The sequence below is a fragment of the Streptomyces sp. NPDC050997 genome (genome assembly GCF_040660135.1).
In the GTDB taxonomy this organism is placed as follows: Bacteria; Actinomycetota; Actinomycetes; order Streptomycetales; family Streptomycetaceae; genus Streptomyces.
Genome location: NZ_JBFAGK010000034.1, coordinates 25,486 through 41,732 on the forward strand (window position 1 = coordinate 25,486; position 16,247 = coordinate 41,732).

At 71.0% G+C, this 16,247-nt stretch carries 16 protein-coding genes; 3 read left to right on the forward strand and 13 right to left on the reverse strand.

Translation table 11 applies throughout. The annotated features are described in order from the left end of the window. Positions 1-94 precede the first annotated feature (94 nt). The 5 genes from der to aroH all read right to left on the reverse strand — a co-directional run bounded on the left by der (position 95) and on the right by aroH (position 4,598). Positions 95-1,570 carry a ribosome biogenesis GTPase Der gene (gene der / locus AB0H86_RS41670; protein ID WP_362451123.1) on the reverse strand — a complete coding sequence of 492 codons (1,476 nt, stop codon included), beginning with the start codon at positions 1,568-1,570 and terminating at the stop codon, positions 95-97. A gap of 103 nt (positions 1,571-1,673) precedes the next feature. Continuing rightward, complete coding sequence (locus tag AB0H86_RS41675) at positions 1,674-2,264, reverse strand: lysophospholipid acyltransferase family protein (protein WP_362451188.1); 591 nt, start codon at positions 2,262-2,264, stop codon at positions 1,674-1,676. A gap of 62 nt (positions 2,265-2,326) precedes the next feature. Continuing rightward, positions 2,327-3,013, reverse strand: coding sequence for a (d)CMP kinase (gene cmk / locus AB0H86_RS41680; RefSeq protein WP_362451125.1), 687 nt, complete (start codon positions 3,011-3,013; stop codon positions 2,327-2,329). Positions 3,014-3,147: 134 nt separating this feature from the next. Next, entirely contained in the window at positions 3,148-4,233 is a 1,086-nt protein-coding gene (locus AB0H86_RS41685; protein ID WP_362451128.1) for a prephenate dehydrogenase, read from the reverse strand. Then, complete coding sequence (gene aroH / locus AB0H86_RS41690; protein WP_362451131.1) at positions 4,230-4,598, reverse strand: chorismate mutase; 369 nt, start codon at positions 4,596-4,598, stop codon at positions 4,230-4,232. Before aroH ends, AB0H86_RS41685 begins: the two co-directional genes overlap by 4 nt. Positions 4,599-4,879: 281 nt before the next feature. Between aroH and AB0H86_RS41695 the strand changes: the two genes are divergently transcribed. The 3 genes from AB0H86_RS41695 to AB0H86_RS41705 are packed head-to-tail and all read left to right on the forward strand — an operon-like array spanning position 4,880 to position 6,566. Further along, the gene (locus tag AB0H86_RS41695; protein WP_362451133.1) at positions 4,880-5,545 is read left to right on the forward strand and encodes a hypothetical protein; all 666 of its coding nucleotides are present in this window, start codon (positions 4,880-4,882) and stop codon (positions 5,543-5,545) included. Between the two features lie 26 nt (positions 5,546-5,571). Then, complete coding sequence (locus tag AB0H86_RS41700) at positions 5,572-6,156, forward strand: DUF6529 family protein (RefSeq protein WP_362451135.1); 585 nt, start codon at positions 5,572-5,574, stop codon at positions 6,154-6,156. Further along, a complete protein-coding gene (locus tag AB0H86_RS41705; protein ID WP_362451138.1) occupies positions 6,153-6,566 on the forward strand; it encodes a Rieske (2Fe-2S) protein in 414 nt (137 codons plus the stop codon). The genes AB0H86_RS41700 and AB0H86_RS41705 overlap by 4 nt, the downstream gene beginning before the upstream one ends. Before the next feature lie 42 nt (positions 6,567-6,608). Here AB0H86_RS41705 and AB0H86_RS41710 read toward each other — a convergent pair whose 3' ends face one another. The 8 genes from AB0H86_RS41710 to AB0H86_RS41745 all read right to left on the reverse strand — a co-directional run bounded on the left by AB0H86_RS41710 (position 6,609) and on the right by AB0H86_RS41745 (position 16,131). Beyond that, positions 6,609-7,625: an ADP-ribosylglycohydrolase family protein gene (locus AB0H86_RS41710; RefSeq protein ID WP_362451140.1), complete on the reverse strand. Its 1,017-nt coding sequence runs from the start codon at positions 7,623-7,625 to the stop codon at positions 6,609-6,611. A 215-nt stretch (positions 7,626-7,840) separates the two neighbouring features. Continuing rightward, complete coding sequence (locus AB0H86_RS41715; protein WP_362451142.1) at positions 7,841-8,950, reverse strand: pseudouridine synthase; 1,110 nt, start codon at positions 8,948-8,950, stop codon at positions 7,841-7,843. Next, positions 8,950-9,615 (reverse strand): SMC-Scp complex subunit ScpB, encoded by a 666-nt coding sequence (scpB, locus tag AB0H86_RS41720; RefSeq protein ID WP_362451144.1) that lies wholly within the window; start codon positions 9,613-9,615, stop codon positions 8,950-8,952. The genes AB0H86_RS41715 and scpB overlap by 1 nt, the downstream gene beginning before the upstream one ends. Further along, a complete protein-coding gene (locus AB0H86_RS41725; protein ID WP_362451146.1) occupies positions 9,612-10,667 on the reverse strand; it encodes a segregation/condensation protein A in 1,056 nt (351 codons plus the stop codon). Before AB0H86_RS41725 ends, scpB begins: the two co-directional genes overlap by 4 nt. Before the next feature lie 18 nt (positions 10,668-10,685). Next, positions 10,686-11,273: a hypothetical protein gene (locus tag AB0H86_RS41730; protein WP_362451149.1), complete on the reverse strand. Its 588-nt coding sequence runs from the start codon at positions 11,271-11,273 to the stop codon at positions 10,686-10,688. Beyond that, complete coding sequence (locus AB0H86_RS41735; RefSeq protein ID WP_362451152.1) at positions 11,258-12,382, reverse strand: ParA family protein; 1,125 nt, start codon at positions 12,380-12,382, stop codon at positions 11,258-11,260. The genes AB0H86_RS41730 and AB0H86_RS41735 overlap by 16 nt, the downstream gene beginning before the upstream one ends. Positions 12,383-12,783: 401 nt before the next feature. After that, on the reverse strand, positions 12,784-13,908 hold the full coding sequence (ald, locus tag AB0H86_RS41740) for an alanine dehydrogenase (RefSeq protein ID WP_362451154.1): 1,125 nt from the start codon (positions 13,906-13,908) through the stop codon (positions 12,784-12,786). A gap of 135 nt (positions 13,909-14,043) precedes the next feature. Then, entirely contained in the window at positions 14,044-16,131 is a 2,088-nt protein-coding gene (locus AB0H86_RS41745) for a tetratricopeptide repeat protein (protein WP_362451156.1), read from the reverse strand. Positions 16,132-16,247 lie beyond the last annotated feature (116 nt).

Sequence of the window (16,247 nt, forward strand, 5' to 3'; positions counted from 1 at the left end):
GCCCGGCCCTCGCCGGGGCGTCTGACCCGGTCCGTGGTTTACCACGTAGGCGGCGGGGCGGCCCCGGCCGGCCCCGCCCCTCCTCATACCCGGGTCACTTCTTCTTGCCGCGCTTCTCGCGCACCCGCACCGAGATGTGGATCGGCGTGCCGTCGAACGAGAACTCCTCGCGCAGGCGGCGCTCGATGAAGCGCCGGTAGCCCGCCTCGATGAAGCCGGAGGCGAACAGCACGAACCGCGGGGGCTTGGTGCCGGCCTGGGTGCCGAAGAGGATGCGGGGCTGCTTGCCGCCCCGGACGGGGTGCGGGTGGCCGGCGACCAGTTCGCCGAGGAAGGCGTTCAGGCGTCCCGTCGGGACCCGGGTCTCCCAGCCGGCGAGGGCCGTCTGGATGGCCGGGACCAGCTTCTCCATGTGCCGACCGGTCTGCGCCGATACGTTCACCCGGGGCGCCCAGGCGACCTGGGCGAACTCGGTCTCGATCTCCCGCTCCAGGTAGTAGCGGCGCTCCTCGTCGAGGGTGTCCCACTTGTTGTAGGCGATCACCATCGCGCGGCCCGCGTCCACGGCCATGCTGACGATCCGCTGGTCCTGCACCGAGATGGGCTCGGAGGCGTCGATCAGGATGACCGCCACCTCGGCCTTCTCGACGGCGGCCGCGGTGCGCAACGAGGCGTAGTAGTCGGCGCCCTGCTGGAGGTGGACGCGCTTGCGGATGCCCGCCGTGTCGACGAACTTCCAGGTCACGCCGCCGAGTTCGATGAGCTCGTCGACCGGGTCGCGGGTGGTGCCCGCGATTTCGTTGACGACGACACGCTCCTCGCCGGCCACCTTGTTCAGCAGCGAGGACTTGCCGACGTTCGGGCGGCCGATCAGAGCGATACGGCGCGGGCCGCCGACCCCGGTGCCGAAGGTCTGCTCGGGGGCGTCCGGCAAGGCCTCCAGGACGGCGTCCAGCATGTCGCCGGTGCCGCGGCCGTGCAGCGCGGAGATGGGGTGCGGCTCGCCGAGGCCCAGGGCCCACAGGTAGGCCGCGTCGGCCTCGCCGCTCTGGCCGTCGACCTTGTTGGCGGCCAGGACCACGGGCTTGCCGGCCTTGCGCAGCAGTCGTACGACCGCCTCGTCGGTGTCGGTGGCGCCGACCTTGGCGTCGACGACGAACACCACGGCGTCGGCGGCCTCGATCGCGTACTCGGCCTGGGCTGCCACGGAGGCGTCGATACCGAGGACGTCCTGCTCCCAGCCGCCGGTGTCGACGACCTTGAAGCGGCGGCCCGCCCACTCGGCCTCGTAGGTGACACGGTCGCGGGTGACGCCCGGCTTGTCCTCGACGACGGCCTCACGGCGGCCGATGATCCGGTTCACCAGAGTCGACTTGCCGACATTCGGGCGGCCGACGACGGCGAGGACGGGAAGCGGACCGTGGCCGGCCGCCTCGATCGCGCCCTCGACGTCCTCGACGTCGAAGCCCTCGTCCGCGGCGAGCTCCATGAACTCCGCGTACTCGGCGTCGCCAAGCGCTCCGTGGTCGTGCTCCTCGCCCGAGCCGTCGGAGTGGATGTGGTCGTTCATGAAGTCCGTACCTCGTTCATCGTGGTGATCGGTGGAGCATCCGGTTTCCTCCGGCTGATCCACTACTCAGTGTCGCCCGGCGCCCGCGTGGACGCCCGGCTTTTTACCGGCGGCCGGTCAGCCGCCTGGCGTTGTCCAGGTGCGCGGAAAGCTGCTTCTGGATGCGTTCGGTCGCCTCGTCGAGCGCCTTGCGGGTACGTCGTCCGCTGCCGTCGCCCGCCTCGAAGGGATCGCCGAAGACGACGTCGACGCGGCTGCGCAGCGGAGGCAGCATCTTCACCAACCGTCCTGGCCGGTCGGAACTTCCGAGGACGGCCACCGGGACGATCGGAGCCCCGCCGCGTACGGCGAAGTACGCGAGCCCGGCGCGCAGCGCGGCGAAGTCGCCCTCGCCCCGGGTGCCCTCCGGGAAGATCCCCAGGACACCGCCGTTGTCCAGTACGCCCAGCGCCTGCGTGATCGCCGTGCGGTCGGTGGTGTCACGGTCGACTTTGACCTGCCCGATGCCGAGCAGGAAGGGGTCGAGCGGTCCGATGAAGGCTTCCTTCTTGATCAGGAAGTGCGTCGGCCGCGGCGCCACGCCCATGACCATCGGGCCGTCGATGTTGTGGGAGTGATTGACGGCGAAGATCACCGGGCCGCTCACGGGGACCTTCCAGGCACCCAGCACCCGCGGCTTCCACAGGCCGTACATCAGGCCGACGCCGATGCGCCGTCCCACCTCGGCGCCCTTCTCGGAGGGCACGGTCGGACCACTCACGTCGCGTCCCGCTTCTCCTCGACGAGCGTGATGACGCACTCGATGACCTGCGCGAGGGTGAGCTCGGTGGTGTCCACCTCGGCCGCGTCGTCCGCCTTGGCGAGCGGCGAGGTCTTGCGGCTGGAGTCGGCCGTGTCCCGCTTGATCAGGGCCTCGCGGGTGGCGTTGACGTCGACGCCCTTGAGCTCGCCGCTGCGCCGGGCCGCACGGGCCTCCGGGGAGGCGGTCAGGAAGATCTTCAGGTCGGCGTCGGGCAGCACGGTCGTACCGATGTCGCGGCCCTCCACGACGATCCCCTTCTTGGCGCCGGCCGCGATGGAGCGCTGCAGGTCGGTGATCCGGGCCCGCACATCGGGCACCGCGCTGACCGCGCTGACCTTGGAGGTGACCTCCTGGGTGCGGATCGCGGCGGCCACGTCGATGCCGTCGACCGTGATCGTCGGGTTCGCCGGGTCGGTGCCGGAGACGATGTCCGCCTTGCCGGCCACGGCGGCGATCGCCGACGGGTCGTCGATGTCGATCCCGTTGGTCACCATCCACCAGGTGATCGCCCGGTACTGGGCCCCGGTGTCCAGGTAGCTCAGGTCGAGCTGCGCGGCGACGGCCTTGGACGTGCTCGACTTACCCGTGCCGGAGGGACCGTCGATGGCGACAATCACGGGCTGGGCGGCGCCGTTTTCCACGGGGGGACACCTTCCTGGTGCGGTGCGGTGAGGTGTGCGGGGCGCGATCGTGCCCCGCACAAGGTTACTGGCTCCCCGGACCCCCTCTTACAGGCGGATGACCGGGAGGGACCGGCCCGCGCGGGTGCGGGCGGTCACTGCCGGATGGCCCAGCCCCGTTCCTTCAGCGCCGCGGTCAGCACGGGCACCGCCTTCGGCTCCACCGTCAGCTGCACCAGGCCCGCCTGCTGCCCGGTCGCGTGCTCGATACGGACGTCCTCGATGTTGACCCCGGCCATCCCGGCGTCCGCGAAGATGCGGGCCAGCTGGCCCGGCTGGTCGTCGATGAGCACGGCCACGACCTCGTACGTCCGCGGGGCGGACCCGTGCTTGCCGGGCACGCGGACCTGGCCCGCGTTGCCGCGCCGCAGCACGCCCTCGATGCCGACGGTGCCCTCGCGGCGCTTGTCCTCGTCGGAGGACTGCAGGGCGCGCAGGGCCCGGACCGTCTCGTCGATGTCCGCGGAGACGTCCGTGAGGAGGTCGGCGACCGGCCCGGGGTTCGCGGACAGGATGTCGATCCACATCCGGGGGTCGGAGGCGGCGATCCGGGTCACGTCCCGGACGCCCTGTCCGCACAGTCGTACGGCGGCCTCCTCGGCGTGCTCCAGACGGGCCGCGACCATGCTGGAGACCAGGTGGGGCATGTGGGAGACGAGCGCGACGGCCCGGTCGTGGGCGTCGGCGTCCATCACCACCGGCACCGCGCGGCAGTACGAGACCAGCTCCAGCGCGAGGTTCAGGACCTCGGTGTCGGTGTCCCGGGTCGGGGTCAGCACCCAGGGGCGGCCTTCGAACAGGTCGCCGGTGGCCGCCAGCGGGCCCGACTTCTCGCGGCCGGACATCGGGTGGGTGCCGATGTACGGCGACAGGTCCAGGCTGAGCTCCTCCAGCTCGCGACGCGGACCGCCCTTGACGCTGGCCACGTCGATGTAGCCACGGGCGACACCCCGGCGCATGGCGTCCGCGAGCACCCCGGCCACATGAGCGGGCGGGGCAGCGATGATCGCGAGATCGACGGGTCCCTCGGGCGCCTCGTCGGTGCCGGCGCCGAGCGCGGCGGCGGTGCGGGCCTGCTCGCGGTCGTGGTCGGCGAGGTGGACGACGACGCCACGCTGGGTCAGCGCGAGCGCGGCGGACGTACCGATGAGGCCGGTTCCGATGACCAGTGCGGTCCTCACTGGGCGATGTCCTTGCGCAGGGCCGCCGCGGCGCCGAGGTAGACGTGCGCGAGGTCGGCGCGGGGCCGGGTGGACTCGATGTGCGCGAGGACCCGGACGACCCGGGGCATGGCGCCCTCGACGTCGAGTTCCTGGGCGCAGATCAGCGGAACGTCGGCGAAGCCGGTGCCGAGCTTGCGGGCCGCGGCCGCCGGGAAGTCGCTGTGCAGGTCCGGCGTGGCCGTGAACCAGATGCTGATCAGGTCGTCGGCGGTCAGACCGTTCCGCTCCATGATGGCGGTGAGCAGGGCTCCGACCTGCTCGTCCATGTGGCCGGCCTCGTCCTTGTCGAGTTGGACGGCGCCCCGGACCGCTCGTACCGCCACGGCGATGCTCCTTGCTGGTGTACGGCTCTTGCTGATGTACGGCTCTTACTGATGTGAGGCCGTCGTCTTGCTGGTGTACGGCTCTTGGTGCGTCCAGCGTAGTCAGCCCCCGCCGGACCGGTGCGCGGCGCCCGCCCCCTGAGACACCTCTCCATACTCCGACAAGGTGCCTGACATCGCCTTATTCCGATACTTGAGGGGAGAACGCCCCCGTGCGCCTCTGGACGCCGGGGCCCCGGTCCGCTCTCATGGCAGGACACTCGCCTCGGGGGAGGCCTGAAATGAAGCGTTCCGGACCCCTGCTCACCCTTCTCGCGGGACTGCTGTTCGGTCTGTTCATGCTGTCGCTCAACGCGACGACGGGGACGAAAGCCGCGTCCTCGGCCTACCAGGAGAAGCCACCGGCCGCCAAGGCGTCGCCGTCACCCTCACCGTCGGCCACCGGGACGACCCCGACGCCGTCCACGTCGAGAACGCCCGTCCCCGACGCCGACTACGCGGGCCGTACCGACGACGACTCGGCCGCCGTCGCCGTGACCCTGCGCGACGGCAGGGCGATCGCGTACTTCTGCGACGGCCACGCCAGGGAGTCCTGGCTGAAGGGCGATGTCGAGGACGACGGGAGGCTGCGGCTGACCGGCAAGCACGGCGCGAAGCTCAACGGCACGCTCGACCAGGGCAAGCGGATCCGCGGCACCGTGGACATCGACGGCGGGCACCACGCCTTCACCGCCGACAGAGCGAAGAAGCCCTCGGGGCTCTACCGGGCGACCGCCACCGTGCGCGGGGCGACATTCGACGGCGGCTGGATCGTCCTCAGGGACGGCACCCAGGTCGGCATCCTCAACCGCGACCGAAAGCCCTCCCCCGCCCCGCGGATCGACCCCGCGACCGGCACCGTGACGGTCGACGGAGAACGACTCACGGCCCGCCCCGTGACCCCCTGACACCCCGCAGCTCGGAGGAGCCGGCCATGACCGTCGACCCGAACGCCGCCACCCAGGGCTTCCCGTCCCCCGCACCCGACGAGCGCCCACCGCACCCCGCCCGCTATCTGGTCCCCGCGCTCGTGGCCGGCGCGGTCGCGGTCGGCCTGGGCGCGTACGGCAAGGTCCACGACCCGGCGGGAACCGCCTTCAACCTCGCCGGCTTCAGCAGCACCGGAGCGGTGAAGTCGTGGCTGGCGACGACCGCGTTCCTCTTCGCGCTGGTCCAGGTGGTCTCGGCGGCGATGGTCTACGGGAAGCTGCCGGGCCCGCGCTGGTCACCGGTGCTGCACCGCTGGTCGGGCCGTGCGGCGTTCCTGGTGGCGGTGCCCGTCGCGGTGCACTGCCTGTACGCGCTGGGCTACCAGACGTCCGAATCGCGGCTTCTGTGGCACTCGGTCCTGGGGTGCTTCTTCTTCGGTGCTTTCAGTGCCAAGATGCTGCTGCTCCGCTCGGAGCGGCTGCCCGGCTGGCTGCTACCGCTCGTCGGCGGGCTGGTCTTCACCGTTCTCACCCTCATCTGGCTGACCTCAGCCCTCTGGTTCTTCCGCACCTTCGGAGTGACGACATGACCGACAGCCCGACGCGGCGCACCATCCTTCTAGCGGCGGGCGCGACGGGTGCGGCGGCCCTGACCGCGGGGTGCGGCGAGTACGGCGGCGACAAGGACTCCTCGTCCTCGAACGCCTCCCCCGGCCAGGAACTGGCCAAGACGGCCGACATCCCGGTCGGCGGCGGCAAGATCTTCAAGGACGAGGAGATCGTCGTCACCCAGCCCAAGCAGGGCGAGTTCAAGGGCTTCTCGAACATCTGCACGCACGCCCAGTGTCCGGTGGCCAGTGTCTCGGACGGCACCATCAACTGCACCTGTCACGGCAGCAAGTTCAACATCACGGACGGCTCGGTGGCCCACCCTCCGGCGACGCGACCGCTGCCCGAGAAGAAGATCACGGTGCGGGGCGACTCGATCAGCCTGGCCTGAGGATCACCTCCGGCGCCCGACCGGCAGTTCACCCCCGGCCCGTCAGGCGTCCCAGAGGGCCCCGAACGTCGCCAGCTCGCTCTGGTACTCGATCCGGTCGGCCCACTGCCCGGGCCACACCTCGGCGCCCAGGTGCGCGCCCGCGAAAGCTCCCGCCAGGCAGGCGATCGAGTCGGAGTCGCCGGAGGTGCAGGCGGCGCGCCGCAGGGCCGTCAGCGGCTCGTCGACGAAGAGCAGGAAGGACAACAGGCCGGTCGCCAGCGCCTCTTCGGCGATCCAGCCCGCACCGGTGGCCAGGCACGGGTCGGTCTCGGGCGAGGGGGCCCGCAGTGCCTCCTGAAGGCGGTCCAGGACTCCCACGCACTCGTCCCATCCGCGGGCGATGAACTGCTCGGGCGAGGAGTCGTGGCTGCGCGTCCACAGATCGCCGAGCCAACGCTGGTGGTAGTGGCTGCGGTTCTCGTCCGCGTACGACCGCAGCAGCCCGGTCAGCGCGGCCGGCTCGGTCCCCTGCGAGAGCAGCCGTACGGCATGCGCGGTGAGGTCGGAGGCGGCCAGTGCCGTCGGATGGCCGTGGGTGAGCGCGGCCTGCAACTGGGCGGCGCCGGCGCGCTGTTCGTCGCTCAGTCCGGGGACGAGCCCGACGGGCGCGACCCGCATGTTGGCACCGCAGCCCTTGGAGCCGATCTGGCTGGCGTCCTGCCAGGCCCGGTCCGGACTCTCCAGCAGCTCGCAGGCCCTCAGACACGTGCCGCCCGGCGCCCGGTTGTTCTCCGGCGACCGGTTCCAGGCGATGAACTCCCGCCGCACGGGCTCGGCCAGGTCCGGTCCGAGCACCCCCCGGTCCATGGCCGTCCGCAGGCCCCGCGCCAGCGCCAACGTCATCTGCGTGTCGTCGGTGACGATCGCGGGCGTCGGCAGTGACATCTCCCGCCACGGCCCGAACTTGGCGAGGATCGACGGCACGTCGTTGAACTCGGTCGGAAAGCCGAGCGCGTCGCCGAGGGCGAGCCCCGTGAGCGCACCGGTGGCGGCGCGCTTCGTGGCGGTCATGGTCATGGGTGGGTGATGTCCTTCCCGGAGTGACTGGAAGAGCCACGAGGCCCCTTTAATCGTCACCTTGACAATAAGGGGCGGCGCCACGCGCGCGCAAGAAAGCGGCCGGCCCCGCCGCAACGGGAAACCGGCCGCCTGCACCTCGGCGGAACTCGCCTGCGCCTCGGCGGGACTCGCCCACGCCTCAGCTGGACTCGCCCACGCCTCGGCGTGGCCGCCTACAGATCCACTTCCTTCATCAGCATGCCGACCTCCGTGTTGGACAGCCGCCGCAGCCAGCCCGACTTCTGGTCGCCCAGGGTGATCGGTCCGAAGGAGACCCGGACCAGCTTGTCGACCGGGAAGCCCGCCTCGGCGAGCATGCGACGGACGATGTGCTTGCGGCCCTCGTGGAGGGTCACCTCGACCAGGTAGTTCTTGCCGGTCTGCTCGACGACCCGGAAGTGGTCCGCCTTCGCGTACCCGTCCTCCAGCTGGATGCCGTCCTTGAGCCGCTTGCCCAGGTCGCGCGGGATCGGACCCACGATGTGCGCGAGGTAGACCTTCTTCACGCCGTACTTGGGGTGGGTCAGCCGGTGCGCCAGCTCGCCGTGGTTGGTGAGCAGGATGACGCCCTCGGTCTCGGTGTCGAGCCGTCCGACGTGGAAGAGCCGGGTCTCACGGTTGGTGACGTAGTCGCCGAGGCACTGCCGGCCCTCGGTGTCCTCCATCGTCGAGACGACACCGGCGGGCTTGTTCAGCGAGAAGAACTGGTACGACTGCGTCGCCACCGTCAGGCCGTCGACCTTGACCTCGTCCTTCTCCGGGTCGACCCGCTTGCCCTGCTCCAGGACGATCTCGCCGTTGACCTCGACCCGCGCATGCTCGATCAGCTCCTCGCAGGCCCGCCGGGAGCCGTAGCCGGCGCGCGCGAGGACCTTCTGCAGCCGCTCGCCCTCCTGCTCGGCGCCCGGGAAGGTCTTGGGCAGCTTGACGTCCTTCTTGCCCGCGTACCGCTCGCGGTTGCGCTCCTCGGCGCGCGTCTCGTACTCGCGTGAGGTCGCAGGAGCCGTCCGCCTGGCCTGCTGAGGCTTCTTCGGGCCGCCCTTGGCGCCGCCGCGGGCCGCGCCGCCGCGCCCGGCCTTCGGGCCCTCATGAGAGGCGCTCGGGCCCACGTCGTAGCGGCGCTCCTCGGGGCGGGGCTTGCTGGGACGGCCCTGACCCTTGCTCTGGCCTTGGCTCTGGCCCTGGCCCTTGCTCTGGCCCTGGCCCTGCTTCTGGTCCCTGTTGTTGCCGGCCCCGCGGGGGTTACCGCGCCCACCGCTCTTGCCGCTACCGCTGCTTCGCATCAAATTTCCGTCGTCGTCGGGTTCGTCGTGGGACCGTCGTCCGCATCCGGGGCGTCCGGATCGAACGACGGTACGCCTTCCTGTGTCTCGGCCTCGATCGCCTCCGCCTCCGGGAGGAAGGGCGCGAGCTCCGGGAGCTCGTCCAGACCGCGCAGGCCCATCCGCTCCAGGAAGTAGTTCGTCGTCACGTACAGGATCGCACCTGTTTCGGGTTCCGTGCCCGCCTCCTCGACCAGACCGCGCTGGAGAAGGGTGCGCATCACGCCGTCGCAGTTCACTCCGCGCACCGCGGAGACCCGGCTGCGGCTGACCGGCTGGCGGTAGGCGACCACCGCCAGGGTCTCCAGCGCCGCCTGGGTGAGCCGGGCCTGCTGGCCGTCGAGGACGAACCCCTCGACGGCCGGCGCGTACTCGGGGCGGCTGTAGAAACGCCAGCCGCCCGCGATCAGCCGCAGCTCGAAGCCGCGCCCCTGCACGGTGTACTCGTCGGCCAGCTCCCGCAGCGCGTCCCCGATCTGCCGCCTGGGCCGCTGGAGGATCTTGGCGAGATGCTCCTCGGTCGCGGGTTCGTCCACGACCATGAGGACGGCCTCCAGGGCCGGTTTGAGATCGAGGTCGGCGACGGTGTGCACCCCGGCCAGAACGTCGGTCGTCTCCTCGCTCACGCCTTCTTCTCCTTGGCTTCGTCCTTGGGTTCCTCGGGCGGCCGGTCGAACTCGTCGGTGACCTTCGGCGTATCGCCCCCGTCCCCGCCCATCCAGCGCACCAGCAGCTCCCCGAGGGCGGTCTCCTGCTCCAGGGTGACGGCCTTCTCCCGGTACAGCTCCAGCAGCGCCAGGAAGCGCGCCACGACGGTCAGCGTGTCGTCGGCGTCCTCGATCAGCGCCCGGAAGGTCGCCTCGCCCCGCTCCCTGAGCCGTGCGACCACGATCTGGGCCTGCTCCTGGACACTCACCAGCGGCGCGTGGATGTGGTCGACGTACACCTGCGGCCGGGGCCTGGGCTGCATCGCCTTGACCGCGAGCTTCGCGAACCCCTGAGCGCCGATGCTGATGACCACCTCGGGCAGCAGTTCGGCGTGGTGCGGTTCGAGTCCGACGGTACGGGGGTAGCGGCGGGCCTCGTCGTCGAGCCGGCCGCTGAAGATGTCGGCGATCCGCTTGTACGCGCGGTACTGGAGAAGCCGAGCGAACAGCAGGTCGCGGGCCTCCAGCAGCGCCAGGTCGGCCTCGTCCTCCACCTCGGCGGCGGGCAGCAGCCGGGCCGCCTTCAGGTCCAGCAGCGTGGCGGCGACGACCAGGAACTCGGTGGTCTGGTCGAGGTCCCAGTCCGGACCCATCGCCCGGATGTGCCCCATGAACTCGTCGGTCACCTTGGACAGGGCGACCTCCGTGACATCCAACTTGTGCTTGGAGATCAGCTGGAGGAGAAGGTCGAAGGGCCCCTCGAAGTTGGCGAGACGGACCTTGAAGACACCGTCGCCGGGGTCTGCGGGCTCCTCGGACTCCGCCGCCCCCTCGGGCTCCGCCGGCTCCGCAGGGGCGGGAATCTCCACTGGAGCGGGAGACTCGGCCGGAGCGGCGTGCTCCACAACCGGCGGTTCCGCCTGCGGAGCCGGGGCTTTTGCAGGAACGGGAACCGCCCCCGGCCCTCTCCCCAGCGCGCGCCGACGACCGGCGGCTGCGCCGGCGCCCGGGGGAACGTCGTTCGAGGTCATGGCCCCCGCAGGCTACCGCTACCGCCCGCGCAGCCGACGTACGAGGATGCTCGCGTCCCCGCGCGACTCCAGATCGGCCAGGACCACGGCGACGGCCTCGCGGACGATCCGACCGCGGTCGACCGCCAGCCCGTGCTCGCCCCGGAGCACCAGACGTGCGTGCTCCAGATCCATCAGCTCCTCGGCGGAGACATACACGGTGATCTTCTCGTCGTGCCGCTCGCGCCCGCTGGGGCGCCGCGAGGGCGCCCGTCCGCGCTTGCCGCGCGGCGCGGCCGCGTTGGCACCCGAGGCAGAACCTTCCTGCGTCGCCTGACGGCGTCCGGAGGGGTCCGCGCCCCGGCTGCGGGACTCACCGGCCCCGGCCGGATCCGAGTCGGCCGCAGCATGCTCCGCGCCGTCGCCGTCACCACCCTGGGCCGGCACCGACTGCGGGGCGTCCTCGGAAGAGGACGGCGGCGCCGTGGCCCCGTCGGACTCCCCCGCGGGCGCCGGCACCCGGGCCTCGCCGTTGACCGGGCGCCGGGGAGCGGACGGCTGGAGCGCCATTCCCCCTGTCGTACGGAACAGTTCGTCGGCCCCCGGCAGACTCACTCGGCGTGACACCGGGCGAGCACCTCCCTGGCAAGCTGGCGATAGGCGGCGGCACCGACGGAGTTGGACGCGTACGTGGTGATCGGCTCACCGGCGACCGTGGTCTCCGGGAAGCGGACCGTGCGCCCGATGACCGTGTGGTAGACGTGGTCGTCGAAGGCCTCGACGACCCGCGCGAGCACCTCACGGCTGTGCACGGTGCGCGAGTCGTACATCGTGGCGAGGATCCCGTCGAGCTCCAGTTCCGGATTGAGCCGCTCCTGGACCTTCTCGATGGTCTCCGTCAGCAGCGCGACACCGCGGAGGGCGAAGAACTCGCACTCCAGGGGCACTATCACCTTGTGCGCGGCCGTCAGGGCGTTCACCGTGAGCAGGCCGAGCGAGGGCTGACAGTCGATCACGATGTAGTCGTAGTCGGCCATGAGCGGCTTCAGGGCGCGTTGCAGCGTCGACTCGCGCGCGACCTCGGAGACCAGCTGGACCTCGGCGGCGGACAGGTCGATGTTGCTGGGCAGCAGGTCCATGTTGGGGACCGCTGTCTTCAGGAGCACCTCGTCGGCCGCCATGCCCCGCTCCATGAGCAGGTTGTAGACGGTGAGGTCGAGCTCCATCGGGTTGACACCGAGACCCACCGACAGCGCGCCCTGCGGGTCGAAGTCCACGAGCAGCACACGACGGCCGTACTCCGCGAGGGCGGCACCCAGATTGATGGTTGACGTCGTCTTGCCGACGCCGCCCTTCTGGTTGCACATCGCGATGATCGTCGCGGGGCCGTGACTGGTCAGCGGGCCCGGGATCGGGAAGTACGGCAGCGGGCGTCCGGTCGGACCGACGCGCTCACGGCGCTGCCGGGCAGCATCGGGCGCGAGCGTGGCCGCGTACTCGGGATCGGGCTCGTACTCGGCGTCGGGGTCGTAGAAGTGCCCGTCGGGCAGTTCGTCGTAGTCGGCGAAGTGGTTGTGGGGCGCGCCACTTCCGTCGCCGGCCATGGCGTTCACGTGATGGCCATCCATGCTCTGGTGTGTCCGAGTCACCTGCGGACTCTGGTGGGCTGCGTAGGTGCGCACCGCGACGGAGCCGACAGCCTCGAACCCCACGGGGCCCTGAGCCCCTGCAGGCATTCCTGGTTGACCACCCCCGGGAGAAAATGTCGACTCATTCACAAGTCGTCTTACCTCCTTGGTGACCAGGAAACTTCTAGACAGGTCGGCGTGGCACCATGCCGACGGTTGGCGACTCTATGGCGTGTCGGGCGTCCGCAGCAACACAATCCGCCGGACCCGGCAGGATGTGTCGGCAATGAAACATCCCTCTGTCAAGGGCGTACGGCCGTCGCACGGTGGGTTTCACCGGTGTACGAATCGGTTCAAGGGTTACGTTCGAGGCGAGTTGACCGAGAGCCGCAAAGTGACCATACACACACCTGGCCGGACCATGTCGGGCAAGGTCCGGCCGGGCGCGCGGTGTTGACGACCTCTGTTGACGTATCGACCTTTACCAAAGGGAGACTTAAGGTCGCCGCTCAGCCGATCAACGCGTCGAGCTCCACGTGCTCCAGGCCGTGTGCCTCCGCGACCTCGCGGTAAACGACCTTGCCGTCATGGGTGTTCAGCCCCTTGGCGAGCGCGGGATCCCGGCGCAGCGCCGCAGCCCAGCCATGGTCGGCGAGTTCGACGATGTACGGCAGCGTCGCGTTGGTGAGCGCGTAGGTGGAGGTGTTGGGCACCGCGCCGGGCATGTTGGCGACGCAGTAGAAGACCGAGTTGTGGACCGGGAAGGTCGGCTCGGCGTGGGTGGTCGGACGGGAGTCCTCGAAGCAGCCGCCCTGATCGATCGCGATGTCGACAAGGACACTTCCCGGCTTCATGCGTGACACAAGCTCGTTGGTGACCAGCTTCGGGGCCTTGGCGCCCGGGACGAGCACGGCGCCGATCACGAGGTCGGCCTCCAGGCAGGCCTTCTCCAGCTCGAAGGTGTTGGAGACGACGGTCTGGATCTTCGTACCGAAGATTTTGTCGGCCTCCTTGAGCTTGTTGATGTCCTTGTCGAGCAGGGTCACGTGGAAGCCCATACCGATGGCGATCTGCGCCGCGTTCCAGCCGGAGACACCGCCGCCGATGACGACGGCCCTGGCGGCCAGCACGCCGGGGACACCGCCGGGCAGTACCCCTCGGCCGCCGTTGGCGCGCATCAGGTGGTAGGCGCCGACCTGAGGGGCGAGGCGGCCCGCGACCTCGGACATGGGGGCGAGCAGCGGGAGCGCGCGACTGGGCAGCTCGACCGTCTCGTATGCGATCGCGGTGGTGCCGGACTCGACGAGGGCGTCGGTGCACTCCTTGGAGGCGGCCAGGTGCAGGTACGTGAAGAGCGTCTGGTCCTTGCGGAGGCGGTGGTACTCCTCGGCGATGGGTTCCTTGACCTTGAGCAGCAGGTCGGCGGTGGCCCACACCTCGTCGGCGGTCTCCAGGATCAGGGCGCCGGCCGCGACGTACTCCCCGTCCGTGATCGAGGAGCCGACACCGGCACCCCGCTCGACGACGACCTGGTGGCCGTGGCGCACCAGCTCGTGCACACCGGCGGGGGTCATCGCCACCCGGAACTCGTTGTTCTTGACCTCGCGGGGGATGCCGACCTTCACGTCGATCACGGTCCTTGGCTCAGAGAATGTGAGGCATTACAAGACATACCCAGGCATGCTCGGGCACACCAGGATGCACCGCAGGAGAGGGTGCGGCAGAGCCAGTCTAATGAAGGCGTTCCCGCTGTCTAGCCTTTCATTGCATCAATCTTCAGCGGATGTACTGCGGATTTCGCAGGCGTTAGCGTCGTGTTCCAGCTGATTGGACTGGCCAGGCGCCGGCTCGGCCGGCTTTTCGGGCTCCTGAAGCTCCTCGCCCAGCAGCCGCTCGGCCGTACCCCGGTGCAGCGAGGCGGCCGCCGGATCGCCGAGACGCTCCAGCGTGTCGGCGAGCCGCAGCTGGAGCGCGGCCTGGAGCCGGACGTCCTCGGCGCGGCGCGCCCACTCCAGCCCTTCGTGGCAGGTGCGCAGCGACTCCTCGGGGCGTCCGGCGTACTCCTGGACGCGTGCGAGTTCGCTCAACGCCCGTGCGTGGGCGGCCACGTCGCCGTCCTTGCGGTGTCCGGCCGCCGCTGCCCGCCAACCCCGCAACGCCTCGCCGTAGCGGCCCGCGAACGTGTGCGCGGCGGCGATACGGCCGTACAGCCGGGCGGCGTCCGCGCGCTCGTCCCGGGCCAGCCGCTGGGCGAGGGCGCGGCCGAACCAGTCGGCGGCCCGGTCGTAGTCCCCGAGCTCCTGGTGGGCGCCGCCTACGGATTCCATCGCGCGGCCGATCGCGTACGGGTCGTTCGCCTCCCGTCCGGCGTCCAGTGCCGCCCGATAGCGCGTCAGCGCCTCGTTCGTGCGGCCGGTCCGGGCGTCCAGGTCGGCGAGGTTCAGCAGCGCGGCGGCCTTCTCGCGGGGGAGCTTGCGACGCTCGGCCACGTCGAGGACGAGGGCGTGGACGCCGTACAGGTCGGGCGCGACCGCCCGGGTGCCGCAGTGGGCCACCAGGGCCCGCACGAGCTGGGACATCAGACGCCGGGCGAGGGTGTCCAGCTCCCCGTCGGCGACCGCGAGGCGGGCCGCGGCGAGCAGGGCGGGCTTGCGGAGGGTCAGCCACTCGGCGGCCGCCCGGGGGGTCGGGAAGCGCAGGGCGCGGGGCATGCCCAGGAGCTTCTCGCGGGCCTCGGGGCTGTCGGTCTCGGTGATCGCCCGGCAGGACTGCAGCAGTCGTACGGTCCGCTCCAGCATGCGGGCCCGGGCCAGCTGCAGCTCGGCGGGCCGGTCCTGGGTCTCCGTGAGGGCCTTCAGCAGAGGGTGCAGACAGCCGGGGACCTCGTACTGCGGAAGCGGCGAGTCCACCGCCTGGAGCAGGCCGAGGGCGACGAAGTCGTCCAGGGTGGTGCGGGCGCCGTTCACCGAGCAGCCGGCCAGCGCGGACGCGGTGTGCGGGTCGACCAGGCCGGCCGGGGCCAGGGCGAGCAGCCGCAGTATCCGGGCGGCGGAGCTGGGCAGGGACGCGTACACGAGCCGGAAGACCCGGCTGAGCGGAGAGCCCTCGTCGCCCTCCGCGTGCAGTTGCTTGGCGAGGTCGGAGACGGCCGCCTTGGGGCGGGCGGCGAGCCAGCCACCGGCCAGGGTCAGCGCGGCGGGCTGGGCCTGGCACGCCACGACCAGGCCCTCGGCGGCCCGCGGATCGACGGTGATGCGGACCGACCCGGTGTGCCGGGACAGCAACTCCACCGCCGACTTGGTGTCGAGGCCGCCCAGGGTGCAGGGGCGGACGTCCGCGATCCCGGTCAGCGGGCCCCTCGACACGGCGACGACCAGGCATTCCGGGGTGTCCGGCAGCAGGGCGTCGACCTGTTCGGCGGTGGCCGCGTCGTCGAGCAGGAGCAGCATCCGGCGGTCGGCGAGGGCCTCGCGAAGGAGCGCCGTGAGGTCGTCCTCGGCGGCTCCGGCCGGGGCCGGCACCTCAAGGGCGGCGAGCAGTTCCCGGGCGGTGCGCTCGACCGGGACGGGCGTGCCGTCGGGCTCGCCGAGACGGGCCCGCAGCACCCCGTCCTGGTAACGGTCCGCGACCTGTCGGGCGAGTTCCACGGCGAGGGCGGTGCGTCCCGAACCGGGCCTTCCCGCGATCAGGAGCACACGCGCGCGGGGGGCCTTGCGGCCGGAGATCGTGTCCAGTCCCGCGCGCTCGATGTCGGCGCGCAGTTCCTTCAATTCCCGTGTGCGGCCGAGGAATTGGTCGTCCGCGGAAGCCTGTGCCGACTGCCGTACACCGTCTGCGTCCACCGCCTGATCCGTCACGGGCCACACTCCCGTCCCACCGCACGCGCAAGCCCGCCGGGACTCCGGTTCGGGCGTTTCCAGAGCCTAGTTCACGCTCTGCTACGTTCCGGGCGGAGCGCGGCGGACACATCCCT